The organism is Escherichia coli (genome assembly GCF_036503815.1).
Lineage (GTDB): Bacteria > Pseudomonadota > Gammaproteobacteria > Enterobacterales > Enterobacteriaceae > Escherichia > Escherichia coli_F.
Window position 1 is genome coordinate 3,060,756 of record NZ_AP027764.1, and the last position, 24,901, is coordinate 3,085,656.

Consider the following 24,901-nt stretch of genomic DNA (forward strand, 5'->3'; position numbering starts at 1 on the left):
TAAGGCCCCGATTATGGGGCCATTTATTTATATTGCTACGGTTACAGAACCAAATGTTTTTGATGATGAATCAACGCACGTCCAGCAAAGTTTATTTTGATATATAGATGGCTCTCTATTATATACAATATCTCCAAGCTTACATTGTAGTTTAGAACCATACAAAGTTGATGGATTGTCTAATAGACCTTCGGTAATACCTAGATATCTAAACCCAGCAATATTGCAGTTATCTGGAAGTACAATAACATTGGTGAAATGAGATGCTGATACATTATTTTCTTTTGCAACTAATCCTGTAAATTCAGTGAAGTCTATGAGTGCTGGATAGCTATCCCCCAAAGAGTTAGCCCTAAATGCATTTTCTGTAACACTCATATCAATGACTGTATAACCAAGATCTCTCGCTCTTATTCTTACACCAATCAGTGTGTTATCTTTGATGACTGTATGCTGACCTCCTAATCTCAGATCAGGGAAATCTGTTGGTGCTACAAGGTAGTTGCCTATGAACTCAAGACCGATAAATGATTGGTTTGTAATTGCAGGAGGCTTACAGTCAACCATCTGATTGTTAATAATTCTGAATCCTGTTCGTAAAGAAACTCCAGTATTATATTCTCTGATGGACTCTCCTCCTCCTTGAAACATATTGTTAGAAATTAAAACGTTTGAATGTGGTGAGTTACCTATAGGCTGGTCATCGACTTCACCAACAAGAAGAATATGAGTAGTATCAGCCCTTTCACCAGTACTAATACTGGTGTTATTAGTGATAATAAGATTTGAGGTGCTACCATTCTCAATGAAAATTCCGTAATGCCGTTTGCAGAAGTTTCCACTGATCAATCCACTTTCGATATGTGGTCCTGGTGTTATGCATGCTTGCTGAGCAATCTGATCAGTAAATTTGTTGTCGCATATGCGAATATGCTTTGTTTGTGTTGTTGGCGCTGCTGCCTCACCAAACGTATGCCACTTTCTGCCTTGAAAAGAAACTTCATTCTTGTCAAAAACATACCACTCCAAAGCTCTTGAAAGAAAACAATAATTAACAACATATTTAAGTTTGTTTTCAATCAATTGAATATTTTTATTCTGAAGATTTGTTGATAGATTGATGTTATCAGCCAGCACGAAAACATGGCAGGCATTAACATTATTTTTCCTTACGCTATTATAAGAACAACCTTCAAACACAAAACCTTTCCAGTGTTCTTGTATCTTATGCTCAGTATCAGTAGGAGATATACTGTAGTCTGTAAAGTTACTATTCCAGTTAAATCCTTTAAATGTATTATTTTTCCCATTAAACACACCAAATACTACTCTTTCTCTGTAGACAGGATGATCAGTATTAAATTCAACATCATTATCCGCATAAACTGTAAGGCCATTAATGCCGTCAAGAACCACAGATGTTTGGACGTTTAGGTTGAACTTGTCATGGTATTGAGTGGGATGGGTAAACCCCCATTTAACAATGCTTCCAGGATCTATACGAAGACATCTACGAGTATTAGCGGCTAATATACACGCTGCTTTTATGATGTCATCAGCAACCTGGTTTCCAGTTATATCAAATCCAGCCCATGATGCCATGATGTCCCCCTTATTAGAGCGCATCCAACACCCTGTTCCACCACCATCAGTCTCACCAGTTCCAGAAAGGAACGCAGTCAGACCCGAATACGAACCATCCCACGGAACTGTGGGGCTGAATATGGTGATACCGTTGTGCTGAGATTTAGGCATGCTGGCATCCCAGTAAAACTGCCCGCCGCCAAAGTTGGTTCCTGGTACGTATCCAATTACATTTAATGTGTGATTCCCAGCAGGCTCGCTCATTAAGGTATGGATGTCAGGAACATTCTCCATTCGCTGGCTAAACTGATCGGGATCATACTTCAGCACATTGGGAAAATAGAACTGCTGCGAACCATACGCATCATAAACAGCCATAGAATGGCCTTGCACAGTTACGAACTTGGCAATCTGTCCGTTATATACCGGATATCCGGCAGCATTTATAACGATTGGTTGTGACACTTGAACATGAGTGCCGTCTTCTCGTTCCAGATATACTGGAATCTGGTTTTCAGGATTTACCGGATCAGTGTCAATTTTACCGATATAAATTTTTCCATTGGCTACGGCTTTAAAAGAACGCGCCATAGTGAAGAGTTGCGAAGGCATACTCACTACAACATTGGCTGTAATGTCTGTCATTTAATTTGCTCCAGATACAAGGAAACGTCGCTGAGTGGCTACGGTGAATTTTGGGCATAAAAAACCCAGCCGAAGCTGGGTCGTTGCGTTTGTTATCTTTCAGTGGTTATGTGCTTAGTTAATTATTTATTCTATTGTTCTGCTGTAATTTGGCTTGCAAGTATAGGACGTATAGCATTCGCAGCATTATTTAGCGCTCTTTCATAGGCTGGTGTTCCTGCTTTTGTGTTAGCCAAACGAAGAAGCATATCCCTTGCGGCTTTGGATTCATACAAGCGCATAATTGCACCAAAACCAGCCTCAAGCCCCATTGATACACCAAGAGTCGCAGTTGCTCCAATCGTCCTTAACGCCGAGATGCCGTATTGCGCATAGCTCATACAATCAATTTCGCCTTCGCAAAGTACAACCGCCCTCACGCCAGCGTCCAGAGCCTGCCATCCGAACAGACAAGGTTCGCAATCACCTTCTGCCATAATGACTTTCTTCCCGTCCGGGCGCTCAGTGCTGATTCGCTTGACCTGCAACAACTCACCATCGCGTTTGTACGGAATCACCAGAGCATCCAGTTCTCGTTCTCCATTCCACACCTTGCCGCTGACAACCTCGTAGCGCTTTACGACTTCTGGCGATATGCCACGCGATTGCAGGTACTCAAGATGGGATTCTGTTCTGGTAACGTAGCGGGCGATTTTCTTGCGATCAGGTCTGGAGAATTTCTTCTCACGTTTGGCATCGAAATGGTGATCGTCATCCTTGATACCGAGAAATGCTTTCGCTTCCTGCATAGCCTGATGCAGGTTAATTCCACGGCATGCCATCCACAAATCAAGCATGTCACCGCCGTCTCCCTCAGCGAAATCAGCCCATTTTTTCTTGCCGCTAAGGTTGACCTTAAGGCTGTTTCCCTTGTCACCGTTGACGTTACCGGCAACCCACTCATGCCCCTCTTTCTTGCCGTTTGGCAACAGGTGCGGAGCCACCCTGTCAACCTGCGCCCAAAGCAGGTCGCTAAGTTCACTTGGCGTCATGATTCCCTCAGATTGAGATTTTTAAACCAGAAATTGACAAACGAAATACTTAACCAGCCGTGGTTATAACCAGCGACCAGTAGCGATTTGATTTTTGATTTCATGGTTCACCTGTCGAAAAACACGTAGCCAGTTTTCGATACGGTGATTGCGGATGATGGTTTGGATTGTGGTTGAATAGTTTCTGGCTTCTCGTCGTTCCAGCGTTGACCGTTCAGATAGCTCGATGGTAACAACCTGTCGAATCCGAACTGCTTACCATTCCTGCATGCGATGTCTTCTGCCAGCATCGTGGCAAACTCGCTTGCCGTACCCCTGGTAGTTTTACGCCATTCCCTGAACTGTGTTCTGAATGCTGAAGCTGCGTTTTTCTTCCCGGCTTTCCGCATGCCTGCACACCAGAATATTTCCTCGAATGCCTTGTCGGTTTCTTCGTGACGGTCAGGTGATTTTTCACACTCAGTCCGAACACTTTCGGACATAGTGTTTTTATTATTTCTTTTTTCTTTTGTAATAGTTTCTTTTGTGTGTCCCTGTTTTGGTGACAGCGCTGTCACCGTTTTGGTGACACTTTTTGTCACCAATGTAGTGACATTATCACCAGAGTAGTGACACCCTTCGATTTGCCATTCCTCGATGTTCTTGTTAGGCCCGATTTGCTGGCCTTCGCGAAGGATAACCTTCATCGCGATAAGCTCATTCTTGGCCTTGTTTACCTTCTGTCTTGGCAGCCTGGTAATTTGAGCTAACTGACTATCAGAGATGCGATCCATCTTTTTACCGTAGCCGTATGTTTTACGGCATATGGCGTGGGCAACCTTGCTCTGATTTTTCGTTAAATCAGCGCCGATAAGCTCTTCATACAGGGCATTTGCAAGACGGGTATAACCATCTTCAACTTCTGCCACACGACGCTCCACAGGCCGTTGTGAAGGCCTTAAATGTGTTACGGTTGCAAGATTACTCATGACCTTTCTCCTTCCGCATCAGCTTCACTTTTTCCAACTCAGCCCGGAATCGACCAGGCTGCTTGAAGCTGGACAGGAAGCGATCACGTAGTATGTGTTTGTGAATTTTGTCCTGGTAAGGACTGAGTTGTTTTGTCATAATTACTCCTGTGGATTGATCCAGTAATTCCCTCAGAATTCCATCTGGATTTGTTCAGAACGCTCGGTTGCCGCCGGGCGTTTTTTATTGGTGAGTCCATCAAGCGCATACTTAAAAGCCCTGCTAATCGGACTGATGTCTGATGCCATTCCGAAAGCACACAAGACCGAAGCAATAAATCTCCAGTCCGTTCTGCTTATCTTCGATTCATGACAGCCAATCATCTTTGCCAGACCGCGCTGGGTAAGCGTTGACAGGTTGATGAGTAAATCAGTTTCAGCGCGATCAATTTCTCGCTGTGTTGGCTTGCTGTAGCTTGCTTGTGCCATTTGTTAATTTTCCTATATTGATATTGAGTTATAGCGGCACACCCAATGGATTTGCCGCTGATGTTTGCTCACCCGGTTAGAGGTGAAAGGCCAGAACTGTTAAAGAGCAATTTGCTTATGCCGCTTGGCGGTAAGCACTTTCTTGATACTTCAGGGCGCCAGCTGTAACGATTTCCAATCGATAGGCGTCTTTCTCTGGGATAACTTCTTTCCACTGAGAGACTGCTGCATCGCTAATGCCTAGTGCTTTAGCAACAGCACGCTGGGTTCCGAAGTGGTCAATAACATCTTTTTTGTACATAGACTCGCTCCGAAATTAAAGAACACTTAAATTATCCACCAAAGGAATCTTAAGTCAAGTTTATTTAAGATGTCTTAACTATGAATACACAACTGATGGGTGAGCGTATTCGCGCTCGCAGAAAAGAACTCAAGATTAGGCAGGCTGCCCTTGGCAAGATGGTTGGCGTGTCTAATGTTGCTATTTCCCAATGGGAGCGATCTGAAACTGAGCCCAATGGCGAAAACCTATTGGCCTTAGCCAAGGCTTTGCAGTGCTCCCCTGATTACCTGTTGAAAGGAGAGGATAGTCTTTCAAACATTGCCTATCACAGCAGGCATGATCCAAGAGGTTCGTATCCTCTAATTAGTTGGGTAAGCGCAGGATGTTGGATGGAAGCTGTAGAGCCATATCATAGGCGTGCAATAGATAACTGGTACGACACAACGGTAGATTGTTCTGAAGACTCTTTTTGGCTCGACGTTAAAGGCGATTCAATGACTGCCCCGGCAGGACTGAGTATTCCTGAGGGGATGATTATTCTCGTCGACCCAGAAGTCGAACCACGTAATGGAAAGCTGGTAGTCGCCAAACTTGAAGGGGAAAACGAGGCGACATTCAAAAAGTTAGTTATTGATGCCGGTAGAAAATTCCTGAAACCACTCAATCCACAATACCCAATGATTGAAATCAATGGGAACTGTAAAATCATTGGCGTTGTCGTTGATGCCAAGCTAGCAAACCTTCCTTAAGGGGCTTTCGCCCCTTTTTTATTTCCCGTTAAAAATCAAAGACAAACTAAATTCACGCCCATAAAATTAAGTTTTCTTCAAAAATGCACTTGACCAATAAATTAAGAAGTCTTAAATTTAAGCCATCAGCAGGACGCTGGAAGCCAAACGGAACAGATTGGCAGGCTCTTTAACATCGACGGACTCTCAACCTAACCGTTGAGACCAGAACTTGAGTGGTTTTGGGGATGGCGCGAATTGCAGCTGCAAGACAGCGATCGAGAAGATAAGCACCTCGACGCGTCATGCGCCAAAGCCACTTAAAGGAGACCATCATGGTAACCATTGTCTGGAAAGAATCCAAAGGTACGGCAAAAAGCCGCTACAAAGCTCGCAGAGCAGAACTTATTGCCGAGCGACGCAGTAATGAAGCACTGGCGCGAAAAATTGCGCTAAAGCTCTCTGGTTGCGTCAGGGCAGACAAAGCAGCATCACTCGGAAGCCTTCGCTGCAAGAAGGCAGATGAATGCAGTGGAAGTATTTGCCTGCCAAACGTAGCCATTTACGCGGCAGGCTACCGGAAATCAAAACAACTGACGGCGAGGTAATTATGGATATTTCATGTATTGAACAATTACTAATTGAGAAAACGAAAGAAATGCTTGATGTATTGGACATAAAAATATCTGAGTTAAAAGATACACCCGCTACACAACTTATTCTCGAACGTAGTCGAAATAAATTCTTAGAGTTAAGCCCTGACGTTCAAAATATAGCATCTAAACTGCTGGCTACATTGATTGAGAGAAATGCATTGTTATCGATGTCATCAGATGAACGAAAAAAACTGGCGAACGAAGATGCTGCAACCATCCGCCAGGCATTCGAAATTTTGTTTTCTTAATTACTTACTGTTTATTCTGATAATCTCATCAAGAATTTTTTCATAAACAACTGTGATTGGCTTTCCGTCAATGCCAGGGGCAAGATTACCGGCTCTGATAAGCTCAACAATAATCTGTTGAGCGGCTTCGTGTGGGTTGGTTTTAGGATTAACAATATCTGTCATAACAAAGCCCTTCTTTTGACTGTGGAAACAACAGTCTACCCATTTCCTTTGACTGTGGAAAGTGAAGGAACCACCGAGCCTGATGTGGTTAAAAGACAGGCACAATCTTTACTACCGCAAGCCACGCAGTGAAATGGGTGTGACTTGTGTTGGTCGCCAGAAAATGAAATTAGGCAGCAAACCACTTATTTGAGGTGAGATATGGAATTTCATGAAAGTGCGATTTATGATTTTCGCGCTAACGCAAATTCAGTAAAACCACAGCCAATTGCAGTTCTTTTTAAAACAATGGGTGCGTGGGCTGTTTTATGCTTCGCCGCTGATGACACTGACGCAAGAATGGCAATAGGCCAAGAGATGGAGATGGACCCGACAAACGATGAATTCATAATTTATGGCGCTCCATCTAATTACTTACTTGATACCTGCAACATTTACAACAAGGCTGCCTGATGGTGGCCTTTATTTTTGGCACAAACAACAGAATAAACACTGCACTGTGTATTCATTCCAACGAGTGAATACACGGAGCAATGTCGCTCGTAACTAAACAGGAGCCGACTTGTTCTGATTATTGGAAATCTTCTTTGCCCTCTTATGTGAGGGCGATTTTTTATCTATGAGGAAATGAATAGATGTCAAACATCAAAAAATACATCATTGATTACGACTGGAAAGCATCAATAGAAATTGAAATCGACCATGACGTAATGACAGAGGAAAAACTTCACCAGATTAATAATTTCTGGTCAGACTCTGAATACCGACTAAATAAACACGGCTCTTTATTAAATGCTGTATTAATCATGCTGGCGCAACATGCTCTGCTTATAGCAATTTCAAAAGACCTAAATGCATATGGTGTTGTTTGTGAGTTCGACTGGGATGATGGAAATGGTCAGGAAGGATGGCCTCCAATGGATGGTAGTGAAGGAATAAGAATTACCGATATCGATACATCAGGAATATTTGATTCAGATGATATGACTATCAAAGCCGCCTGAGCGCGGCTTTACCGCATACCAATAATGCTTCACGAGAGGTGTTTATTCATGAGCGTAAACGCTGATTAATGAACGCAGTTGATAGGATATAAAATGGCATTTATAAAGATTCTTGAATTAATTTCCCTAAGTGAGATTAATAATGTTGTCAAATATAACCCTATTTCTGGTGAGTTCACATGGCTAAAATCTTATGGAGCAAGAAAGATAGGTGGAACTGCCGGAACAATAACAACAAGCGGCTACTTAAGGATTTTCATTAACGGAAGACACTATGCTGCACATAGACTTGCATGGATTATCACTTTCGGTGTTGAGCCTGAAGGTATTATCGACCATATAAATGGCATAAAGACAGATAACAGAATTTGCAATCTGAGGCTTGCAACTTACTCACAGAATTCAATGAATAGTAAAATAAACACCCTCAACAAATCAGGTTGCAAAGGAGTCACATGGAAGAAGGAAAGTAGAAAGTGGGCTGCCTATGGGAAATTAAACGGGAAGAAAAAACATCTAGGGTACTTTAATGAATTAGAAGATGCCAAAAAAGCTTACTGCGACTTTGCCAGAAAGCATCACGGCGAATTCTACAGGAGCAAATAATGAATGAATATATTTTAGCTGGTAGCGGCGTCATGTCCGCTTTCTACCCGCACGAATCTGAATTATCACGCCGAGTTAAACAATTAATCAGAGCAGCAAAGAAACAACTGGAGGCGTTATGCGCAATGAAATAGCCATTAATCACCAGATGCTTCGTGCTGCACAGAACAAAGCAGTAATAGCCAGATTTATTGGTGATTCAAAAATGTGGCTTGAAGCAAATAAAGCGATGAAATCAGCTATCAACCTTCCGTGGTATCGCAGGAAATGAGTTTTACAGATAACTGGTCAGACGAAGAATTCATTCGTCAGATGAAAGAATTAATCGGTAACGAAGGAGATATTCATGTCACTTGCAACCACAGTGAAGGAGAGCAAGTTACAGAGACGCATGTACACGCAGAAAGCTCTCTGGTATCGCCATAATGGCGACCGCGAAGGAATGCGGGTATGTCTTAATTTGTCCCGAGTCGAAGTATTAAACCAGCGTTATTTCCTTGGGCCATGTCCATTCTGAGGTGAATTATGGATTTGAATAAATTCGATGAGCCATTCAGCCCTGAAGATATCGAATGGCGAATACAGCAAAGCGGTAAAACACGCGATGGCAAGGTGTGGGCTATGGTGCTGGCTTATGTCACGAACAGGGCAATCATGAAACGCCTGGACGATGTTTGCGGCAAAGCAGGATGGCGCAATGAATACCGCGATATTCCCAACAACGGAGGCGTTGAATGCGGCATATCAATCAGGATTGATTCCGAATGGGTAACCAAATGGGATGCTGCTGAAAACACGCAGGTAGAAGCCGTCAAAGGTGGTCGTTCCGGCGCAATGAAGCGCGCTGCCGTTCAGTGGGGAATCGGTCGGTATCTGTATAACCTTGAGGAAGGTTTCGCACAAACATCTCTCGATAAAAAGCAGGGGTGGCACAGGGCAAAACTGAAGGATGGAACAGGATTTTACTGGCTCCCTCCATCGCTGCCGGGATGGGCAATCCCAGCATCAGATAACAAACCATCATCAGAAAATACCAACCAGAAATCTCCATCGGTTGACTGCGAACAAATCCTGAAAGACTTCAGCGATTATGCATCAACAGAAACTGACAAGAAAAAACTCATCGAGCGTTATCAGCGTGACTGGCAATTAATGGCTGGCAACGAGGAGGCGCAGGCTAAATGCGTTCAGGTAATGAACATCAGAGTTAACGAACTAAAACAGGCGGCATAAATGGCAAGCAGAGGCGTAAATAAGGTGATTATCCTTGGTCGGGTAGGACAAGACCCGGAAGTTCGATACTCACCATCAGGAACAGCGTTCGCTAACCTGACAATAGCCACGTCAGAACAATGGCGAGATAAAAATACTGGCGAGCAAAAGGAATTGACTGAATGGCATCGTGTTGCTGTATCCGGGAAACTGGCTGAGGTCGTGGGGCAGTATGTGAAAAAAGGTGATCAGATTTATTTCGAGGGAATGCTGAGAACCAGAAAGTGGAAAGACCAGTCAGGGCAAGACCGTTACACAACCGAGGTTCATGTCGGAATTAATGGCGTGATGCAAATGCTTGGCGGCATTGGCGACAGCAAACAACAAGCAGCCAGCAGGCAATCACAGAAGCCACAGCAGCAATCATCACCAGCACAACACAACGAACCTCCGATGGATTTTGACGACGATATCCCCTTTGCACCAGTAACTCTCCCCTTCCCTCGTCACGCTATTCACGCAATTTAAGGACTTACATGAATCACTTGATGGTTGACCTTGAAACAATGGGCAACGGGCCATACGCGCCAGTTATTTCTATTGGGGCGGTATTCTTTGACCCGAATACTGGCGCACTATCTTCAACTGCAAGTCAATAACGATCAACCGCTGGATGTATCGCAACTCAATGAAGATGCTCAGTTGATGGGGACGGAGAAGATCCACGAATGGCTGACATTATTTAAACAACATGCCCTGCCGCTTCTCGATGACATCGACATTGCCCGCGCCAGTCAGGAAAGCGAGAAAATAAAGCGTGCCGCACATCAGCTAAAAAGCAGTTGCTCGAGTCTGGGAATGCGTAGCGCCAGCCAGCTATGCGCACAACTGGAGCAGCAGCCATTATCTGCCCCCCTTCCACACGAAGAAATTACACGCAGTGTTGCCGCTCTGGAAGCATGGTTGAATAAGAAAGACCTGAACGCGATTTGAATCAATATCAGCCAGTTAAGAACAACTAGAATAGTGGCATTTGGTATGCAACTTAACGGACTGGCAAAATCATGGCAGAGAAAAGAAGAACCCGCTGGCAGCGGCGGCCAGGCACGACGGGCGGCAAATTACCGTGGAATGACTGGCGCAATGCCACGACCTGGCGTAAAGCGACGCAATTATTACTGTTGGCAATTAATATTTATATTGCCATCACGTTCTGGTATTGGGTGCGCTATTACGAAACGGCAGGTAGTACGACATTTGTCGCCAGGCCAGGAGGCATCGAAGGCTGGCTACCGATTGCCGGTCTGATGAATCTGAAATATAGCCTTGCAACAGGCCAGTTACCGTCCGTCCACGCCGCCGCGATGCTGTTATTGGTCGCTTTTATCGTCATCAGTCTATTACTAAAAAAGGCCTTTTGTTCATGGTTATGCCCGGTTGGTACGCTTTCTGAATTAATCGGCGATCTCGGTAACAAACTGTTTGGTCGGCAATTTGTCCTTCCCCGCTGTCTGGATATTCCTCTGCGCGGCGTGAAGTATTTGCTGTTGAGTTTTTTTCTCTATATCGCGTTATTGATGCCCGCTCAGGCTATTCACTATTTTATGTTGTCGCCCTACAGCGTGGTGATGGACGTTAAAATGCTCGATTTCTTTCGTCATATGGGGACCGCGACATTAATCAGCGTGACCGTTTTGCTGATTGTCAGTCTGTTTATTCGCCATGCCTGGTGTCGTTATCTTTGCCCATATGGCGCGCTGATGGGCGTGGTTTCGCTATTGTCGCCGTTTAAGATTCGTCGCAATGCCGAAAGTTGTATCGACTGTGGCAAATGCGCAAAAAATTGCCCATCGCGGATCCCAGTCGATAAATTAATTCAGGTACGAACCGTGGAATGTACCGGTTGTATGACTTGCGTAGAGTCATGTCCGGTAGCCTCAACATTGACCTTTTCACTGCAAAAACCTGCGGCAAATAAAAAAGCCTTTGCGTTGTCTGGCTGGTTAATGACGCTACTGGTTCTGGGGATTATGTTTGCGGTGATTGGTTACGCAATGTATGCGGGAGTATGGCAAAGCCCGGTGCCGGAGGAATTGTACCGACGCTTAATTCCGCAAGCGCCAATGATTGGTCACTAAATTAGCAACAAGCGGAACATCACCTCGCACGGGGTGATGTTCACAAAATCACATTATTTTGATTTTGACATCATAGCTTTCAAGCCCGGTCATTTTTTCTCGTGCGGTGAAGCGAATTTCAGAGACTTCTTTCCCTGTATTCTTGTTCAGCTCGGCGATTTTTTGCGCGATAAAGTCAGCGATTTCCGTTTCGGCTTGTTTTTTTAACTCTTCAATATTCACTGTTAACCTCTTCTGGTCTTAAAAGACAGCAACACGCCAGTAAGGTGTTGGTTCCCGGTACCCTGGTCAGGTAAGAAATGTTATAAGCCATCTCCCCTAAAGATTCAATAATCAACAGGTTATCGCTTACTATACATACAGTGCTGAAGAAAAATAAGGCAGATATAAAAAAGGCTCCACGAGGGAGCCTGATCTTATTTTGTGAAATCCAGCGGCGCATGGTCAGTGCGTACCGGGATAACGATCAATACCGTTTCTACTCCACGTCCGTGGCGCTGTTCCCATGGCTGGAAGGCACCATTCGTTATACGGATGTGCGCACACGCAAATATAGCCAGTGGGAAGATTTCAGCGGCGATCAGTCATACAAAGACAAATCTTTCGATTTTAAACTTCGCCTGTGGGAAGAAGGTTACTGGCTACCGCAAGTGGCGTTTGGTAAACGTGATATTGCTGGTACGGGTCTGTTTGACGGTGAATATTTGGTGGCCAGCAAGCAAGCGGGGCCATTTGATTTCACCCTCGGGATGGCATGGGGCTACGCCGGTAATGCGGGCAATATTACCAACCCGTTTTGCCGGGTGAGCGATAAATATTGTCATCGTGCAGAGTCTCACGATGCGGGCGATATCAGCTTTAGCGATATCTTTCGTGGCCCGGCGTCCATCTTTGGCGGCATTGAGTATCAAACGCCGTGGAATCCCCTGCGTCTGAAACTCGAATACGACGGCAACAATTACCAGAATGATTTCGCTGGCAAACTGCCTCAGGCAAGCCATTTCAATTTCGGTGCTGTGTATCGTGCTGCCAGCTGGGCAGATCTCAACCTGAGTTATGAACGCGGTAACACGTTGATGTTTGGCTTCACGTTACGGACCAATTTCAACGATCTGCGCCTGCCCTGCGCGATACGCCAAAACTGGCATATCAACCTGCGCCGGAATCTGAAGGATTGCAGTACACCACAGTAGCGAACCAACTTACCGCGTTGAAGTATAACGCGGGCTTTGACGCGCCAGAAATTCAGCTGCGCGATAAGACGCTATATATGTCTGGTCAGCAATACAAATACCGTGACTCTCGTGAAGCGGTCGATCGTGCCAACCGGATTCTGGTGAATAACCTGCCGCAAGGCGTTGAGAAGATTAGCGTGACGCAAAAGCGCGAGCATATGGCGATGGTGACGACCGAAACCGACGTAGCCAGCCTGCGCAAACAGCTGGCCGGTACAGCGCCTGGTCAATCAGAGCCACTGCAACAACAACGTGTTGAAGCTGAAGATCTTTCTGCCTTTGGTCGGGGCTACCGTATTCGTGAAGATCGCTTTAGCTACTCTTTCAACCCAACACTTTCACAGTCGCTGGGCGGCCCGGAAGATTTCTATATGTTCCAGCTAGGGCTGATGTCCAGCGCCCGCTACTGGTTTACCGACCACCTGCTGCTTGATGGCGGTATTTTCACCAATATTTACAATAACTACGACAAGTTTAAGTCTTCGCTGTTACCCGCGGACTCTACCCTCCCCCGCGTGCGCACGCATATCCGTGATTACGTTCGCAATGACGTTTATCTCAACAACTTACAGGCGAACTATTTTGCCGACTTAGGCAACGGTTTCTATGGCCAGGTGTACGGCGGTTATCTGGAAACGATGTATGCCGGTGTTGGTTCCGAGCTGCTTTATCGCCCGCTCGATGCCAGCTGGGCGCTGGGGGTGGACGTTAACTACGTGAAGCAGCGTGACTGGGACAACATGATGCGCTTCACCGATTATTCCACGCCAACAGGTTTCGTGACGGCTTACTGGAACCCGCCGACGCTCAACGGCGTACTGATGAAACTCAGCGTTGGTCAATATCTGGCAAAAGATAAAGGGGCAACCATCGACGTCGCCAAACGCTTTGACAGCGGTGTGGCAGTAGGAGTATGGGCGGCAATCAGTAACGTATCTAAAGATGACTACGGCGAAGGCGGCTTTAGTAAAGGTTTTTATATCTCGATTCCGTTCGACTTGATGACCATTGGACCTAACCGCAACCGCGCGGTGGTTTCGTGGACACCATTGACGCGTGATGGTGGACAAATGCTGTCACGCAAATACCAGCTCTATCCAATGACGGCAGAGCGAGAAGTACCGGTTGGACAATAACCTGACGTAATTCATAACATTACAATGACTGATAAATATAAACCAATGAAAAAGAACATTTTTAAGTTTTCGGTACTGACATTGGCTGTTCTGTCTTTGACAGCATGTACCCTTGTTCCTGGTCAGAGTTTATCGACCAGTAACAAGGATGTCATTGAACTACCTGACAATCAGTATGACCTGGACAAAATGGTCAATATCTATCCCGTCACGCCAGGATTGATTGATCAGCTGCGCGCCAAACCGATTATGTCGCAGGCTAACCCGGAGCTGGAGCAGCAAATCGCGAACTATGAATATCGTATCGGCATTGGTGATGTGTTGATGGTGACGGTCTGGGATCACCCGGAACTAACCACACCCGCAGGGCAATATCGTAGCGCCAGTGATACTGGCAACTGGGTTAACGCTGATGGTGCAATTTTCTACCCTTATATTGGTCGCCTGAAAGTGGCCGGGAAAACGCTTACCCAAGTACGCAACGAGATTACAGCGCGTCTGGACTCAGTCATTGAAAGCCCGCAGGTCGATGTCAGCGTCGCGGCGTTCCGATCGCAAAAAGCGTACGTCACCGGCGAAGTCAGCAAATCGGGTCAGCAGCCGATTACCAATATTCCTCTGACCATCATGGATGCGATTAACGCCGCGGGCGGTCTGACCGCAGATGCAGACTGGCGCAACGTGGTGCTCACCCAGAATGGCGTAAAGACCAAAGTGAACCTCTATGCGCTGATGCAGCGTGGCGACTTGCGCCAGAACAAACTGCTGCACCCGGGCGATATTTTATTTATTCCGCGCAACGATGATCTGAAAGTCTTCGTGATGGGTGAAGTGGGTAAACAGAGCACGCTGAAAATGGACCGCAGCGGTATGACCCTGGCGGAAGCGCTGGGTAACGCTGAGGGTATGAATCAGGATGTCGCCGACGCGACGGGGATTTTTGTTATTCGTGCAACGCAAAACAAGCAGAATGGCAAAATCGCCAATATTTATCAGCTGAATGCGAAGGACGCATCGGCAATGATACTCGGAACGGAATTCCAGCTTGAACCTTACGACATTGTTTATGTCACTACCGCGCCGCTGGCTCGTTGGAACCGTGTGATTTCTCTGCTGGTACCGACGATTTCCGGGGTGCATGACCTGACAGAGACTTCACGGTGGATTCAAACATGGCCCAACTAAAATTTAACTCAATCCTGGTGGTTTGTACCGGCAACATTTGCCGTTCGCCCATTGGCGAGCGCTTGCTGCGTAAACGTCTGCCAGGCGTAAAAGTCAAATCGGCAGGTGTTCATGGTCTGGTAAAGCACCCTGCAGATGCAACAGCGGCAGATGTTGCCGCTAATCATGGCGTATCTCTTGAAGGACATGCCGGACGTAAGCTCACTGCTGAGATGGCACGAAATTACGATCTGATTCTGGCAATGGAGTCGGAACATATTGCTCAGGTTACGGCAATCGCTCCCGAGGTCCGCGGGAAGACAATGCTGTTTGGGCAATGGCTGGAACAGAAAGAGATCCCGGATCCCTATCGTAAAAGTCAGGACGCATTTGAGCATGTCTACGGTATGTTGGAGCGCGCCAGTCAGGAATGGGCGAAGCGCCTCAGCCGGTAATTTGAGTTTATAAAATACGATGACAACTAAAAATATGAATACGCCACCAGGCAGCACTCAGGAAAATGAGATCGATCTGCTTCGTCTGGTCGGCGAGTTATGGGATCACCGTAAGTTTATTATCAGCGTGACTGCGTTATTCACGCTGATCGCTGTCGCTTACTCGCTGTTAAGCACGCCAATTTATCAGGCAGATACGCTGGTCCAGGTTGAGCAGAAACAGGGCAACGCCATTCTCAGCGGCCTGAGCGATATGATCCCTAACTCATCGCCCGAGTCAGCACCGGAGATCCAACTACTGCAATCACGCATGATTCTCGGTAAAACCATTGCTGAACTGAATCTGCGCGACATAGTTGAGCAAAAGTATTTTCCGATTGTGGGTCGCGGCTGGGCGAGATTAACCAAAGAGAAACCAGGTGAGCTGGCGATCAGCTGGATGCACATCCCACAACTGAATGGTCAGGATCAGCAACTTACACTCACAGTTGGGGAAAATGGCCACTATACGCTGGAAGGTGAAGGGTTCACCGTCAATGGTATGGTCGGCCAGCGTCTGGAAAAAGACGGCGTTGCGCTGACTATCGCGGACATTAAGGCCAAACCAGGAACGCAGTTTGTCCTGAGCCAGCGTACCGAACTGGAAGCGATTAACGCGTTGCAGGAAACCTTTACCGTTAGCGAACGCAGTAAAGAAAGCGGGATGCTGGAACTTACCATGACCGGTGATGATCCCCAGTTGATTACTCGTATTCTGAACAGCATCGCTAACAACTATTTGCAACAGAATATCGCTCGCCAGGCGGCGCAGGATTCACAAAGCCTTGAATTCTTACAGCGCCAGTTGCCAGAAGTGCGCAGCGAGCTGGACCAGGCGGAAGAAAAACTCAACGTTTATCGCCAGCAGCGCGATTCGGTTGACCTTAACCTGGAAGCCAAAGCCGTTCTTGAGCAGATTGTTAACGTTGATAATCAACTCAATGAGCTGACCTTCCGCGAGGCAGAGATCTCCCAGCTGTATAAGAAAGATCACCCAACTTATCGTGCGCTGCTGGAAAAACGCCAGACGCTGGAGCAAGAACGCAAACGCCTGAATAAGCGGGTATCGGCAATGCCTTCCACTCAACAGGAAGTATTGCGTTTAAGCCGTGACGTAGAAGCGGGCCGTGCGGTATATCTGCAATTACTTAACCGCCAGCAGGAGTTGAGTATTTCGAAATCCAGTGCGATTGGTAACGTGCGGATTATCGACCCGGCAGTCACTCAGCCGCAGCCAGTGAAACCGAAAAAAGCGTTGAATGTGGTGCTTGGTTTTATTCTTGGCCTGTTTATTTCGGTGGGTGCCGTGCTGGCGCGTGCGATGTTGCGTCGTGGTGTAGAAGCACCGGAACAACTGGAAGAGCACGGCATCAGCGTTTATGCCACTATCCCGATGTCCGAGTGGCTGGATAAGCGTACCCGTCTACGTAAGAAAAATTTATTTTCTAATCAGCAGCGCCATCGTACTAAAAATATCCCCTTCCTGGCGGTGGATAACCCGGCGGATTCTGCTGTGGAAGCCGTACGTGCGCTACGAACCAGTCTGCACTTCGCTATGATGGAGACAGAGAATAACATTCTGATGATCACCGGTGCGACGCCAGACAGTGGTAAAACGTTCGTCAGTTCAACTCTGGCGGCGGTGATCGCCCAGTCCGATCAAAAAGTGTTATTTATTGATGCCGACTTACGTCGTGGTTATTCGCATAACCTGTTTACCGTGAGTAATGAACATGGCTTGTCGGAATATCTGGCAGGGAAAGATGAGCTCAACAAAGTGATCCAGCATTTTGGCAAAGGAGGCTTTGATGTGATTACTCGCGGTCAGGTGCCACCTAACCCGTCTGAACTGCTGATGCGCGATCGGATGCGTCAATTACTGGAATGGGCGAACGACCATTACGATCTGGTGATTGTCGATACGCCGCCGATGCTGGCGGTGAGCGATGCTGCGGTCGTGGGGCGCTCTGTCGGCACCAGCCTGCTGGTTGCGCGTTTTGGCTTGAACACCGCCAAAGAGGTGAGCTTGTCAATGCAGCGTCTGGAACAGGCTGGCGTTAATATTAAAGGCGCAATCCTCAATGGTGTGATTAAACGCGCCAGCACCGCTTACAGTTATGGCTATAACTATTACGGTTATAGTTACTCCGAGAAAGAGTAAAACTGAAGGTAAGGTGGCCGGATGCGGCGTGAACGCCTTTTCCGGCCTACGCATCAGACAGTTCTTCGTTTGTCATCAGCTTCAGAGCATTCAGGTAACTGAATGCTCTTTTTTTATGCATTACAAACTGCACGCCGGTATGCGTGCTTCATTCACGATTTGCGTAAAACCGGCCAACGAACACATGCCCTGCGCGTTTCGCTCTTCACATCCTGCCAGGGTCAGTTTCACCTCTCCGGGCGGCGTATTTAATGATAGCGGCGTTTTATCACGCATCTGCTGTAAAGTCTGGAAGACCAGCGAAACCTGAATCCAATGGCTGTTATCACTTAGCCTACGCCAGCGTTCAAACACCAGTTCACCACCTGGCGGTGTGTTATCCGGCTGACCTGGAAGCGTCCAGTTGAGCTCCAGTGCGCCGCCGAGATTTGCCAGATTAGTATCGTGTCCGGCGATAAACAGCACTGAAGTGGGTAATGTCACACCATACACCTGTTTTTGCGGTGGATGGGGCATCAACGCTGTCATGATCAAATCCAACAACGGGGTGGCACGACTGCGGGCAACCTCTGGCGTGCGTTGTAGCAAATAAAACTGCGCGTTATGCAGGCTTAGCAAGGTGTTCCACTGGTGTGAATCGGTGATCCTTCCCCACCCCGGCTCCGGCATTCCCTGTGCTTGTTGCAGGAGAAATATCTCCGTCAGCATTGACGCCAGGCTTACCGCACCGGTTAATGAGACATTGTCGGCGCTCACCTTGAGTTCCGATGGTAATACCTGCGTTAATGAACAGCTTTCGTCCTGTTTCTCACGGTTAAGGCACAAGTTTGATTGTGGGAAATTAAGCACCTGTTCCAGTTCGCGAAACGCCGTTTGCCGATGCCCGGTAAAGTCAGCAATTGACCCTCCTGCCCTGCTGAGGATCGCGTCAGTCACGTTCGCGTTATCCAGTTGGCAAATGCCAGTTTTTAGAGGATTAAATAACGGATCGGGACTGGACGTATCTGCCTGGGTATGTACGGTTATTGCACAGTCAGGTGCCAGCCCGGCGGCGAAGGCTTCGCCTGTTTTACGGGTACGCTCGTCGACATCAGCAATAATCGCGACCTGACCAGGCTGCGGGCACCCCTTTTTCGCCAGCAATCCGTCAGCCACCAGACGCTGGCGTTGGTAATGTCCGAGATAAGCGATTAGCTCACCACCGCGCGGTGTCAGCCACCCCAGTTTTACCGGCCATGTTGGCCATGCGTCTGGGGTGACATCCTGCATCAGTTGCGTGGCCTTGGTTGGGGCACGCACACCATGACGACTGACAATCACCACACTTTCCAGCTTCAGCTCCGGCTCACTCTGAGCGAATGCAGATTGCGGGGTGAACGGAATCAGAAGAGATAAGAATGGGATCAAGATCGCTTTCATCGATATGTTTCCGCTTTTCATATCCGACATTATTGATTGCCTGATGCGACGCTAATACGCCTCATCAGGCTTACGTTCGTTAACTTTTCAGACGCGGGTCCAGCCATACCAACACAAGGGTGGAGAGCGAACACATCAACAAAATGCCGACGAACCAAAGTAAATACCACATTGTTCCTGCTCCTTAGTACAGCTCGTTTTCGTTACGGCGGAGAGTTTCTGTTGTCATGCGCCCCCACATTTTGTAGTAGCTCCAGAGAGTGTAGAGCAACACAATGGGCAAAAATATCAGCACGATTACCAACATAATGCTCAGCGTCAACTGACTGGAAGTGCTGTCCCACAACGTCAGGCTGGAGATTGGACTCACGCTTGACGGCATGACAAAAGGAAACAGCGTAATACCTGCCGTGAAAATCACGCCAAATTGCATCAATGATGCCATCAAAAATCCCCAACCCGAGCGACCACGATAAATCGCCATCACCGTCAGCAATGGGCAGAAGAACCCCAGCAGCGGGAAGATCCACAGAACGGGCGATTCGACGAAATTATTCATCCAGGCACCAGGTAGCACTGCCACCAGTTTCATTAACGGATTGGAAGGACCGTTAGCATCCTGGGCGAGCAGTACAAAGCCATCAATACCGACCCACAGCCAGTAACCCGCCAGCAAAAAGCACAGCATCACCAACAGTGCAGCCCGTTTAGTCGCCAGCTGTGAACGCAGATGAATCACACCAACAGTTTTCAGTTGTAACCAGACGCCACCTTGCAAAATCACCATCCCAAGGCTGAGCAATCCGCACAATAAAGGGAATGGCGTCAGCAGTTGCCAGAAGCTGCCGAGATACTCCACGCGTAATTGCGGTGTAAAGGCAAACGGCACGCCGAGCAACAAGTTGCCGAAGGCGATACCGAAGACTACCGGCGGCACCAGACTGCCGATGACCAGTCCGGCATCCCACATTTTACGCCAGCGTGCATCGGCGATTTTTCCGCGATAATCAAAGGCCAGCGGGCGGAAGAACAGCGAGCACAGCACCAGAATCATCGCCACATAAAAGCCGGAAAACGCCGCTGCATACACTCTGGGCCAGGCGGCAAATAATGCCCCACCTGCGAGGATTAACCAGACCTGATTGCCTTCCCAGTGCGCGCCAACGCTGTTTATCACTATCCGGCGTTCATCATCATTACGCGCCACCAGCGGCAGCAGACAGCCGATCCCCATGTCAAATCCATCGGAGATCATAAAGACCACCAGGATCACGCCAATCAGCAGCCACCAGATGAAGCGCAATGTTTCATAATCAAACATGATTTTCTCCTTTACCCCTGTTGCTGCGTCGGTTGTTCACTCTGCATCGCGCTCGGCCCCAGACGGGCATATTTCTGCATCAGGTAGACTTCGGCGATTAAGAACAGGGTGTAAAGCCCTACGATCATGATCAGTGAGAAAGCCAGTTGTCCTGTGGTTAAAGCGGAGTGCGCGGAGTATGTCGGTAAGATGTCCTGTATCGCCCACGGCTGCCGACCAAACTCGGTCATAAACCACCCGGCTTCAATCGCAATCCACGGCAGCGGCAAACTCCAGAGCGCCATTTTCAGTACCCAGCGATGCTGGTCGATTTTGCCACGCAGCGTCTGGACAAGCGCAATCAGCATCACCAGTAGCAGCAGAGAACCACAGCCCACCATGATGCGGAAACTCCAGAATACCGGCGCAACCTGAGGTATCGCGCCACGCATCGCCGCCTGGTACTGTGCAGCTGTGACATGGTTCATATCCGGCGCATAGCGGGAGAGCAACATGCCGTAACCAAGGTCGCCTTCCAGCTCCCGGAATGCCTGCAACACATGCGGCTCACGATTGCCTTGCGATATTTCCTGCATTAACAGCCAGGCCATACGTCCGCGTTGCAAGCGTGGGTAGGTTTCAGCCATCAAATTCTTCAGACCCGGCACGGGTTTATCTAATGAGTGAGTGGCGAGGATCCCTAGCAGCGCAGGAATTTTGATGGCAAAGGCGTTACGCTCTTGATCCTGTTCCGGCCAGGCAACTACATGGAACGGTGCAGGTGCAGGTTCCGTTTGCCACTCCCCTTCCATTGCCGCCAGTTTTACCGGTTGTACTTGCGCGACTTCATACGCAGAACTGTCTCCGAGTTGCAGCGTACCGATAATCGCCAGAGTACCGAAGACGGAACCGATGGCAAACGAGCGTAATGCAACATCGCGCTCCCGTCCGCGCAGTAAATACCAGGCGCTGATCGCCATAATAAACATGGCCCCGGTCACGTAGCCCGCCATTACGGTGTGCACAAATTTCACCTGGCTGACCGGGTTAAAGACCAGCTCGCTGAAGCTGGTCATTTCCATACGAAGGGTGTCGATATCAAAATGCGCACCGGTCGGGTATTGCATCCAACCGTTGGCATTCAATATCCACAACGCAGAGAGATTTGAACCGAACGCCACCAGCCACGTCACCAGCAGGTGCTGGTATTTATTCAGCCGTTGCCAGCCGAAGAAGAACAGCCCGACAAAGGTGGATTCGAGGAAGAAGGCCATTAATGCTTCCATCGCCAGCGGTGCGCCAAAAATATCGCCCACATAGTTGGAATAGAATGACCAGTTAGTACCAAACTGAAACTCCATCGTCAGGCCGGTAGCCACGCCAAGAGCAAAGTTGATACCGAAGAGCTTACCCCAGAAGCGCGTCATATCGCGGTAGATTGTTTTGCCGGTGACCACGTAAATGGTTTCCATGATAGCCAGCAAAAAAATCAGCCCCAGGGTAAGGGGTACAAATAAAAAGTGATACAGCGCGGTCAGAGCAAACTGCCAGCGCGATAAATCAATGACATCCCACATGCGTACTCCTGTAGGCGAAGAGAGAAAAATAACCCGTTAATGGTAGATCTCCCTCTTTATCCTGAAACTCTACGACCAGAGGTATTCGCCGATTGCGATATTCATAAGCCTGAAAGCGATACTTACCGTCTTTTTACGTCGGTGCACCTTCCGCCAGCCACTGACATACCTCGCTAAGCCGCTGCGCAGAGTCGACCAAATCTTCTGGCGCTGCCAGCACCACTTCCGGTATTGGGCAGATTTCATAACTCTCAAGTAACGGGCCTTTTAAGGTGTCCGTACAGCGTAAATGCCAGACATGCCGCAGGCCGGTCGCGTTGATATAGCTCTCGCCGTAGCCAATGGTGCGAATCTGAATATTTCCCGGCCCACAGAGACGTGAGAGAAAAAGCCGATCAGCCTCGCTGATAGGTAATTGCGTCAGATTAATGCTGTGCGGCTGCGCGTCAGGATTACGTACATGTGCCAGTAATTCATGAGCCAGCGGTAGGCCATTCATCAGGCCATCAATGGGCGGCGGTAACAGAGAATCTGTCGGCAAGACGTTTTGCGTTGCCGCCTGCCACAATGCCAGCGGCGCGCAGCCAGCCTCCAGTTTGTCCTCCAGCAACTGTTCGCCGCAACGTCTGCGCACCCGCCATAATCCGCAGAAGATCGCCTCCTGTATTTCACTTTCACTGTCGTCAGCCTGCTGAATGCGCACTGACACTTCCCCTTCCCCGAGAAGCGTATTGATAAAGTGACGATCGTCGGCGTTGAGATTGAACAGATCGACTGCCAGCACCTCGCCCAGCGGCGGCTGGCGCTCGCTTAGTTGATGTTGCAACTCGTTTAATAGCGCAATCACCTGCGGGCTATGCACACACTGTTCCAGGGCAGCCATGCTCGGTTCATCATTCACCTGACAGGTAATCGGCAGTGGATTCATGCTAAAACTATCATCATCAGGCTGCGTTCCTGGCCCCAGCAGATGGAAAAAAGTTTCGCTCATGAGGCACGCTCCTGTTGCGGTTCGACAAGCCCGCGCATCAGGTTTATCAGTTCCGCCCACGGGTGAATACCATTCAGCACGCCGCGATAGCTACCACCGGTAAACACCAGTGTGGCGGGAAAACGAAATACGCCAAAACGATCACCGATGGCTTCGCTTTGCTCAAGGTCGGCAATCGCTACCTGCCATGTATAATCAGGAAACTCGCGCAGTAATTCGCCAATCATTACCGGATTATCGCTGACCTCTGGCGTGCGTTTCAGGTCACTGCTTAATAACACCACACCGTCTGGCGCTTGCGTAAGCCAGTCGTCAAGACGGGATTCACTGATCGGCGTCCAGCCGCGCGCCAGCATACGTTGCCACAACGCATCAAATGGCGTGTCGTTGCTCATTCCTGCTCCTCCAGCGTCATCCGGTACTGGCGCAAGCGAACGCCTTCGTAGTTTTCCATCGACAGACAGTCATAATTGAGACAGCGCGATTCATTAGCCGGTTGCGGCTCAATTCCCCACGCAGCCAGTTGCGCCAGCGCCCCCTGTTCCGCGGCGGGCAGTTGCTCCCGAGCCAGTTCGCTCAGGCTACCGCCGTAGTCGTCGAGCATCGCGGGTTGCAGGCCGACGAGGGCAATATGTGCTGGCAGATTTCCGCGGATATCTGCCAGCGCCAGTACTTCGGAGAAACTGTTCTGGTGCAGGCTCATTTTCTTCGCGCTGAGATAGGCCGGAATGCGTTCTCCGGCATACGTTCGTAGCGTTCCGGGTTCCAGCCCGTAATCAATGGCGTCGAGAATCAGCAAGTGGCTGGCGCTTTCGACATACCCCAGCAAGTTCAGTCCCTGAGTGCCGCCATCAACAATCTCGACTTCATCGGGCCAGTGGTAATGGGCATACAACCGTTCCGCCACCCGCACGCCGAAGCCTTCATCGGCCCACAGCAGATTGCCCAGCCCCATTACCACCACGCGTTGCTCGCTCATGAACGCTCCTTGTTACTTATTTTGCCAAATTTGTGGCTACGGTAGCCGTTGACCATGGTGGAGATCACTGTGTCGTCGGACATGATGTCTTCACGCAGCGCCATGTAGACATGACCGATAACAAACGCGCCAATCAGCCACATCCCCAGCCGATGCCAGCTGTGAATGTCCATTGAGTTGCCGCCCGTCCAGTAGAAAAATTCCACCACATAACGGAACGGCGCAAAAATAGCGTACTGACTATGTTCGCTGTACAGCGCAAAGCCGGTGACGATCATAAATACCGACATCAGGAAATAGCCGAACATCGCCGCCTGGGCGATGGGGTTATGACCTATATCGGCACTCGGACGTTTTGCCAGAAACAGATACCAACGGATTTCATACCACACGCCCTGCCACCAGCTTTTACGCCATACCGGCACGATAAACAGCTCGCGTGAGTAGCGATTGCCGACAAAAGCCCAGTAGATCCGCATCAGCAAGACCACGGTAAAAACCATCCCGGCGCTGAAGTGAATTAACCTGATGTAGCCCATATAAAACAGATACGTCGCCTCACCGCTGACCGAAGGCAGCGGCTTGCCGATAAAGTAACCGGTGACCATCAACACCGCCATGCATAACACCGTCAGCCAGTGCCATATCCGCACGGGTGCTTCAAAGACATAGTGACTGACAACGTTGTCGCTTTTCTGTTGCATGATGA

Annotated in this window: 31 protein-coding genes and 3 pseudogenes; 17 read left to right on the forward strand and 17 right to left on the reverse strand. The window is 48.4% G+C overall.

The window, feature by feature from the left end; translation table 11 throughout:
• Positions 1–27: 27 nt before the first annotated feature.
• The 6 genes from AABJ99_RS14715 to AABJ99_RS14740 all read right to left on the reverse strand — a co-directional run bounded on the left by AABJ99_RS14715 (position 28) and on the right by AABJ99_RS14740 (position 4,997).
• Entirely contained in the window at positions 28–2,229 is a 2,202-nt protein-coding gene (locus AABJ99_RS14715; RefSeq protein ID WP_338387365.1) for a phage head-binding domain-containing protein, read from the reverse strand.
• Between the two features lie 131 nt (positions 2,230–2,360).
• Entirely contained in the window at positions 2,361–3,260 is a 900-nt protein-coding gene (locus AABJ99_RS14720) for a toprim domain-containing protein (RefSeq protein ID WP_072039592.1), read from the reverse strand.
• Positions 3,261–3,367: 107 nt separating this feature from the next.
• Entirely contained in the window at positions 3,368–4,228 is an 861-nt protein-coding gene (locus AABJ99_RS14725) for a replication protein (protein ID WP_039020498.1), read from the reverse strand.
• On the reverse strand, positions 4,221–4,367 hold the full coding sequence (locus AABJ99_RS14730) for a DUF2740 family protein (protein ID WP_039020497.1): 147 nt from the start codon (positions 4,365–4,367) through the stop codon (positions 4,221–4,223). The genes AABJ99_RS14725 and AABJ99_RS14730 overlap by 8 nt, the downstream gene beginning before the upstream one ends.
• Before the next feature lie 32 nt (positions 4,368–4,399).
• Positions 4,400–4,696, reverse strand: a complete 297-nt coding sequence (locus AABJ99_RS14735; RefSeq protein WP_032286591.1) for a CII family transcriptional regulator — start codon at positions 4,694–4,696, stop codon at positions 4,400–4,402.
• Between the two features lie 115 nt (positions 4,697–4,811).
• Entirely contained in the window at positions 4,812–4,997 is a 186-nt protein-coding gene (locus AABJ99_RS14740) for a Cro/CI family transcriptional regulator (RefSeq protein WP_000276885.1), read from the reverse strand.
• Between the two features lie 80 nt (positions 4,998–5,077).
• On the opposite strand from AABJ99_RS14740, the gene AABJ99_RS14745 reads away from it, so the two are divergent.
• The 3 genes from AABJ99_RS14745 to AABJ99_RS14755 all read left to right on the forward strand — a co-directional run bounded on the left by AABJ99_RS14745 (position 5,078) and on the right by AABJ99_RS14755 (position 6,611).
• Entirely contained in the window at positions 5,078–5,728 is a 651-nt protein-coding gene (locus AABJ99_RS14745; protein WP_001095982.1) for a LexA family protein, read from the forward strand.
• Between the two features lie 314 nt (positions 5,729–6,042).
• The gene (locus AABJ99_RS14750; RefSeq protein ID WP_000256574.1) at positions 6,043–6,315 is read left to right on the forward strand and encodes a hypothetical protein; all 273 of its coding nucleotides are present in this window, start codon (positions 6,043–6,045) and stop codon (positions 6,313–6,315) included.
• The gene (locus tag AABJ99_RS14755) at positions 6,234–6,611 is read left to right on the forward strand and encodes a hypothetical protein (RefSeq protein WP_248793818.1); all 378 of its coding nucleotides are present in this window, start codon (positions 6,234–6,236) and stop codon (positions 6,609–6,611) included. The genes AABJ99_RS14750 and AABJ99_RS14755 overlap by 82 nt, the downstream gene beginning before the upstream one ends.
• Here AABJ99_RS14755 and AABJ99_RS14760 read toward each other — a convergent pair whose 3' ends face one another.
• The gene (locus tag AABJ99_RS14760) at positions 6,612–6,776 is read right to left on the reverse strand and encodes a hypothetical protein (protein ID WP_000129979.1); all 165 of its coding nucleotides are present in this window, start codon (positions 6,774–6,776) and stop codon (positions 6,612–6,614) included. It abuts the gene before it with no gap.
• 201 nt (positions 6,777–6,977) lie between these two features.
• On the opposite strand from AABJ99_RS14760, the gene AABJ99_RS14765 reads away from it, so the two are divergent.
• The 10 genes and pseudogenes from AABJ99_RS14765 (at position 6,978) to yccM (ending at position 11,736) form a co-directional block, all read left to right on the forward strand.
• Positions 6,978–7,229 (forward strand): hypothetical protein, encoded by a 252-nt coding sequence (locus AABJ99_RS14765; RefSeq protein ID WP_000394305.1) that lies wholly within the window; start codon positions 6,978–6,980, stop codon positions 7,227–7,229.
• Positions 7,230–7,411: 182 nt separating this feature from the next.
• Positions 7,412–7,780, forward strand: a complete 369-nt coding sequence (locus AABJ99_RS14770) for a DUF2528 family protein (protein ID WP_000065359.1) — start codon at positions 7,412–7,414, stop codon at positions 7,778–7,780.
• Positions 7,781–7,873: 93 nt separating this feature from the next.
• A complete protein-coding gene (locus tag AABJ99_RS14775; RefSeq protein WP_000874115.1) occupies positions 7,874–8,386 on the forward strand; it encodes an HNH endonuclease in 513 nt (170 codons plus the stop codon).
• On the forward strand, positions 8,386–8,520 hold the full coding sequence (locus tag AABJ99_RS14780; RefSeq protein WP_001008126.1) for a hypothetical protein: 135 nt from the start codon (positions 8,386–8,388) through the stop codon (positions 8,518–8,520). Before AABJ99_RS14775 ends, AABJ99_RS14780 begins: the two co-directional genes overlap by 1 nt.
• Positions 8,505–8,657, forward strand: a complete 153-nt coding sequence (gene kil / locus AABJ99_RS14785; protein ID WP_001243355.1) for a host cell division inhibitory peptide Kil — start codon at positions 8,505–8,507, stop codon at positions 8,655–8,657. The genes AABJ99_RS14780 and kil overlap by 16 nt, the downstream gene beginning before the upstream one ends.
• Before the next feature lie 254 nt (positions 8,658–8,911).
• The gene (locus tag AABJ99_RS14790; protein ID WP_039020495.1) at positions 8,912–9,619 is read left to right on the forward strand and encodes a Rad52/Rad22 family DNA repair protein; all 708 of its coding nucleotides are present in this window, start codon (positions 8,912–8,914) and stop codon (positions 9,617–9,619) included.
• Positions 9,620–10,126, forward strand: coding sequence for a single-stranded DNA-binding protein (gene ssb, locus AABJ99_RS14795; protein ID WP_000168274.1), 507 nt, complete (start codon positions 9,620–9,622; stop codon positions 10,124–10,126).
• A gap of 8 nt (positions 10,127–10,134) precedes the next feature.
• Positions 10,135–10,230: pseudogene (locus AABJ99_RS14800) on the forward strand (3'-5' exoribonuclease domain-containing protein); the annotation flags it as partial.
• Positions 10,220–10,591 (forward strand): annotated as a pseudogene (locus AABJ99_RS14805) (Hpt domain-containing protein); the annotation flags it as partial. The pseudogenes AABJ99_RS14800 and AABJ99_RS14805, both read left to right, overlap by 11 nt.
• A 71-nt stretch (positions 10,592–10,662) precedes the next feature.
• Positions 10,663–11,736 carry a 4Fe-4S binding protein gene (yccM, locus tag AABJ99_RS14810; RefSeq protein ID WP_000818625.1) on the forward strand — a complete coding sequence of 358 codons (1,074 nt, stop codon included), beginning with the start codon at positions 10,663–10,665 and terminating at the stop codon, positions 11,734–11,736.
• A 48-nt stretch (positions 11,737–11,784) separates the two neighbouring features.
• Here the strand turns inward: yccM and gnsA are convergent, their stop codons facing one another.
• Both gnsA and ymcE read right to left on the reverse strand, forming a co-directional pair.
• Positions 11,785–11,958 (reverse strand): GnsA/GnsB family addiction module toxin, encoded by a 174-nt coding sequence (gene gnsA, locus AABJ99_RS14815; protein WP_001019197.1) that lies wholly within the window; start codon positions 11,956–11,958, stop codon positions 11,785–11,787.
• On the reverse strand, positions 11,948–12,178 hold the full coding sequence (ymcE, locus tag AABJ99_RS14820; protein WP_039020493.1) for a protein YmcE: 231 nt from the start codon (positions 12,176–12,178) through the stop codon (positions 11,948–11,950). Before ymcE ends, gnsA begins: the two co-directional genes overlap by 11 nt.
• A gap of 10 nt (positions 12,179–12,188) precedes the next feature.
• On the opposite strand from ymcE, the pseudogene gfcD reads away from it, so the two are divergent.
• The 4 genes and pseudogenes from gfcD to etk all read left to right on the forward strand — a co-directional run.
• Positions 12,189–14,107: pseudogene (gfcD, locus tag AABJ99_RS14825) on the forward strand (YjbH domain-containing protein); the annotation flags it as partial.
• A 45-nt stretch (positions 14,108–14,152) separates the two neighbouring features.
• Positions 14,153–15,292 (forward strand): polysaccharide export protein, encoded by a 1,140-nt coding sequence (gene gfcE, locus AABJ99_RS14830; RefSeq protein ID WP_039020505.1) that lies wholly within the window; start codon positions 14,153–14,155, stop codon positions 15,290–15,292.
• Positions 15,280–15,726, forward strand: a complete 447-nt coding sequence (gene etp / locus AABJ99_RS14835) for a protein-tyrosine-phosphatase Etp (RefSeq protein WP_000057871.1) — start codon at positions 15,280–15,282, stop codon at positions 15,724–15,726. The genes gfcE and etp overlap by 13 nt, the downstream gene beginning before the upstream one ends.
• 19 nt (positions 15,727–15,745) lie before the next feature.
• Positions 15,746–17,926, forward strand: coding sequence for a tyrosine-protein kinase (gene etk / locus AABJ99_RS14840; RefSeq protein ID WP_000208659.1), 2,181 nt, complete (start codon positions 15,746–15,748; stop codon positions 17,924–17,926).
• Positions 17,927–18,046: 120 nt separating this feature from the next.
• Here the strand turns inward: etk and appA are convergent, their stop codons facing one another.
• The 8 genes from appA to hyaC form a co-directional block, all read right to left on the reverse strand.
• On the reverse strand, positions 18,047–19,345 hold the full coding sequence (gene appA / locus AABJ99_RS14845) for a bifunctional acid phosphatase/4-phytase (protein ID WP_039020504.1): 1,299 nt from the start codon (positions 19,343–19,345) through the stop codon (positions 18,047–18,049).
• A 79-nt stretch (positions 19,346–19,424) separates the two neighbouring features.
• Positions 19,425–19,517: a cytochrome bd-II oxidase subunit CbdX gene (cbdX, locus tag AABJ99_RS14850; protein ID WP_000270305.1), complete on the reverse strand. Its 93-nt coding sequence runs from the start codon at positions 19,515–19,517 to the stop codon at positions 19,425–19,427.
• Between the two features lie 12 nt (positions 19,518–19,529).
• A complete protein-coding gene (appB, locus tag AABJ99_RS14855) occupies positions 19,530–20,666 on the reverse strand; it encodes a cytochrome d ubiquinol oxidase subunit II (RefSeq protein WP_039020492.1) in 1,137 nt (378 codons plus the stop codon).
• 11 nt (positions 20,667–20,677) lie between these two features.
• Complete coding sequence (gene appC / locus AABJ99_RS14860; protein ID WP_000263563.1) at positions 20,678–22,222, reverse strand: cytochrome bd-II oxidase subunit 1; 1,545 nt, start codon at positions 22,220–22,222, stop codon at positions 20,678–20,680.
• Positions 22,223–22,355: 133 nt separating this feature from the next.
• The gene (gene hyaF, locus AABJ99_RS14865) at positions 22,356–23,213 is read right to left on the reverse strand and encodes a hydrogenase expression/formation protein (RefSeq protein WP_039020491.1); all 858 of its coding nucleotides are present in this window, start codon (positions 23,211–23,213) and stop codon (positions 22,356–22,358) included.
• A complete protein-coding gene (gene hyaE, locus AABJ99_RS14870) occupies positions 23,210–23,608 on the reverse strand; it encodes a hydrogenase-1 operon protein HyaE (protein ID WP_039020490.1) in 399 nt (132 codons plus the stop codon). The genes hyaF and hyaE overlap by 4 nt, the downstream gene beginning before the upstream one ends.
• Positions 23,605–24,192 carry a hydrogenase 1 maturation protease gene (gene hyaD / locus AABJ99_RS14875; protein ID WP_000003634.1) on the reverse strand — a complete coding sequence of 196 codons (588 nt, stop codon included), beginning with the start codon at positions 24,190–24,192 and terminating at the stop codon, positions 23,605–23,607. Before hyaD ends, hyaE begins: the two co-directional genes overlap by 4 nt.
• Complete coding sequence (gene hyaC, locus AABJ99_RS14880) at positions 24,189–24,896, reverse strand: Ni/Fe-hydrogenase b-type cytochrome subunit (RefSeq protein ID WP_001186429.1); 708 nt, start codon at positions 24,894–24,896, stop codon at positions 24,189–24,191. The genes hyaD and hyaC overlap by 4 nt, the downstream gene beginning before the upstream one ends.
• Positions 24,897–24,901 lie beyond the last annotated feature (5 nt).

What these genes read in the sequence shown, in the direction of transcription:
- cbdX (WP_000270305.1), bottom strand. Translation starts at nt 19,517, where the DNA reads ATGTGGTATTTACTTTGGTTCGTCGGCATTTTGTTGATGTGTTCGCTC.
- AABJ99_RS14715 (WP_338387365.1), bottom strand. Translation starts at nt 2,229, where the DNA reads ATGACAGACATTACAGCCAATGTTGTAGTGAGTATGCCTTCGCAACTC.
- AABJ99_RS14725 (WP_039020498.1), bottom strand. Translation starts at nt 4,228, where the DNA reads ATGAGTAATCTTGCAACCGTAACACATTTAAGGCCTTCACAACGGCCT.
- AABJ99_RS14770 (WP_000065359.1), top strand. Translation starts at nt 7,412, where the DNA reads ATGTCAAACATCAAAAAATACATCATTGATTACGACTGGAAAGCATCA.
- ymcE (WP_039020493.1), bottom strand. Translation starts at nt 12,178, where the DNA reads ATGCGCCGCTGGATTTCACAAAATAAGATCAGGCTCCCTCGTGGAGCC.
- AABJ99_RS14760 (WP_000129979.1), bottom strand. Translation starts at nt 6,776, where the DNA reads ATGACAGATATTGTTAATCCTAAAACCAACCCACACGAAGCCGCTCAA.
- hyaF (WP_039020491.1), bottom strand. Translation starts at nt 23,213, where the DNA reads ATGAGCGAAACTTTTTTCCATCTGCTGGGGCCAGGAACGCAGCCTGAT.
- AABJ99_RS14765 (WP_000394305.1), top strand. Translation starts at nt 6,978, where the DNA reads ATGGAATTTCATGAAAGTGCGATTTATGATTTTCGCGCTAACGCAAAT.
- yccM (WP_000818625.1), top strand. Translation starts at nt 10,663, where the DNA reads ATGGCAGAGAAAAGAAGAACCCGCTGGCAGCGGCGGCCAGGCACGACG.
- hyaD (WP_000003634.1), bottom strand. Translation starts at nt 24,192, where the DNA reads ATGAGCGAGCAACGCGTGGTGGTAATGGGGCTGGGCAATCTGCTGTGG.
- AABJ99_RS14780 (WP_001008126.1), top strand. Translation starts at nt 8,386, where the DNA reads ATGAATGAATATATTTTAGCTGGTAGCGGCGTCATGTCCGCTTTCTAC.
- appC (WP_000263563.1), bottom strand. Translation starts at nt 22,222, where the DNA reads ATGTGGGATGTCATTGATTTATCGCGCTGGCAGTTTGCTCTGACCGCG.
- etk (WP_000208659.1), top strand. Translation starts at nt 15,746, where the DNA reads ATGACAACTAAAAATATGAATACGCCACCAGGCAGCACTCAGGAAAAT.
- AABJ99_RS14790 (WP_039020495.1), top strand. Translation starts at nt 8,912, where the DNA reads ATGGATTTGAATAAATTCGATGAGCCATTCAGCCCTGAAGATATCGAA.
- AABJ99_RS14720 (WP_072039592.1), bottom strand. Translation starts at nt 3,260, where the DNA reads ATGACGCCAAGTGAACTTAGCGACCTGCTTTGGGCGCAGGTTGACAGG.
- AABJ99_RS14740 (WP_000276885.1), bottom strand. Translation starts at nt 4,997, where the DNA reads ATGTACAAAAAAGATGTTATTGACCACTTCGGAACCCAGCGTGCTGTT.
- AABJ99_RS14735 (WP_032286591.1), bottom strand. Translation starts at nt 4,696, where the DNA reads ATGGCACAAGCAAGCTACAGCAAGCCAACACAGCGAGAAATTGATCGC.
- appB (WP_039020492.1), bottom strand. Translation starts at nt 20,666, where the DNA reads ATGTTTGATTATGAAACATTGCGCTTCATCTGGTGGCTGCTGATTGGC.
- appA (WP_039020504.1), bottom strand. Translation starts at nt 19,345, where the DNA reads ATGAAAGCGATCTTGATCCCATTCTTATCTCTTCTGATTCCGTTCACC.
- gfcE (WP_039020505.1), top strand. Translation starts at nt 14,153, where the DNA reads ATGAAAAAGAACATTTTTAAGTTTTCGGTACTGACATTGGCTGTTCTG.
- ssb (WP_000168274.1), top strand. Translation starts at nt 9,620, where the DNA reads ATGGCAAGCAGAGGCGTAAATAAGGTGATTATCCTTGGTCGGGTAGGA.
- AABJ99_RS14745 (WP_001095982.1), top strand. Translation starts at nt 5,078, where the DNA reads ATGAATACACAACTGATGGGTGAGCGTATTCGCGCTCGCAGAAAAGAA.
- hyaC (WP_001186429.1), bottom strand. Translation starts at nt 24,896, where the DNA reads ATGCAACAGAAAAGCGACAACGTTGTCAGTCACTATGTCTTTGAAGCA.
- kil (WP_001243355.1), top strand. Translation starts at nt 8,505, where the DNA reads ATGCGCAATGAAATAGCCATTAATCACCAGATGCTTCGTGCTGCACAG.
- etp (WP_000057871.1), top strand. Translation starts at nt 15,280, where the DNA reads ATGGCCCAACTAAAATTTAACTCAATCCTGGTGGTTTGTACCGGCAAC.
- hyaE (WP_039020490.1), bottom strand. Translation starts at nt 23,608, where the DNA reads ATGAGCAACGACACGCCATTTGATGCGTTGTGGCAACGTATGCTGGCG.
- AABJ99_RS14750 (WP_000256574.1), top strand. Translation starts at nt 6,043, where the DNA reads ATGGTAACCATTGTCTGGAAAGAATCCAAAGGTACGGCAAAAAGCCGC.
- AABJ99_RS14775 (WP_000874115.1), top strand. Translation starts at nt 7,874, where the DNA reads ATGGCATTTATAAAGATTCTTGAATTAATTTCCCTAAGTGAGATTAAT.
- AABJ99_RS14755 (WP_248793818.1), top strand. Translation starts at nt 6,234, where the DNA reads ATGCAGTGGAAGTATTTGCCTGCCAAACGTAGCCATTTACGCGGCAGG.
- AABJ99_RS14730 (WP_039020497.1), bottom strand. Translation starts at nt 4,367, where the DNA reads ATGACAAAACAACTCAGTCCTTACCAGGACAAAATTCACAAACACATA.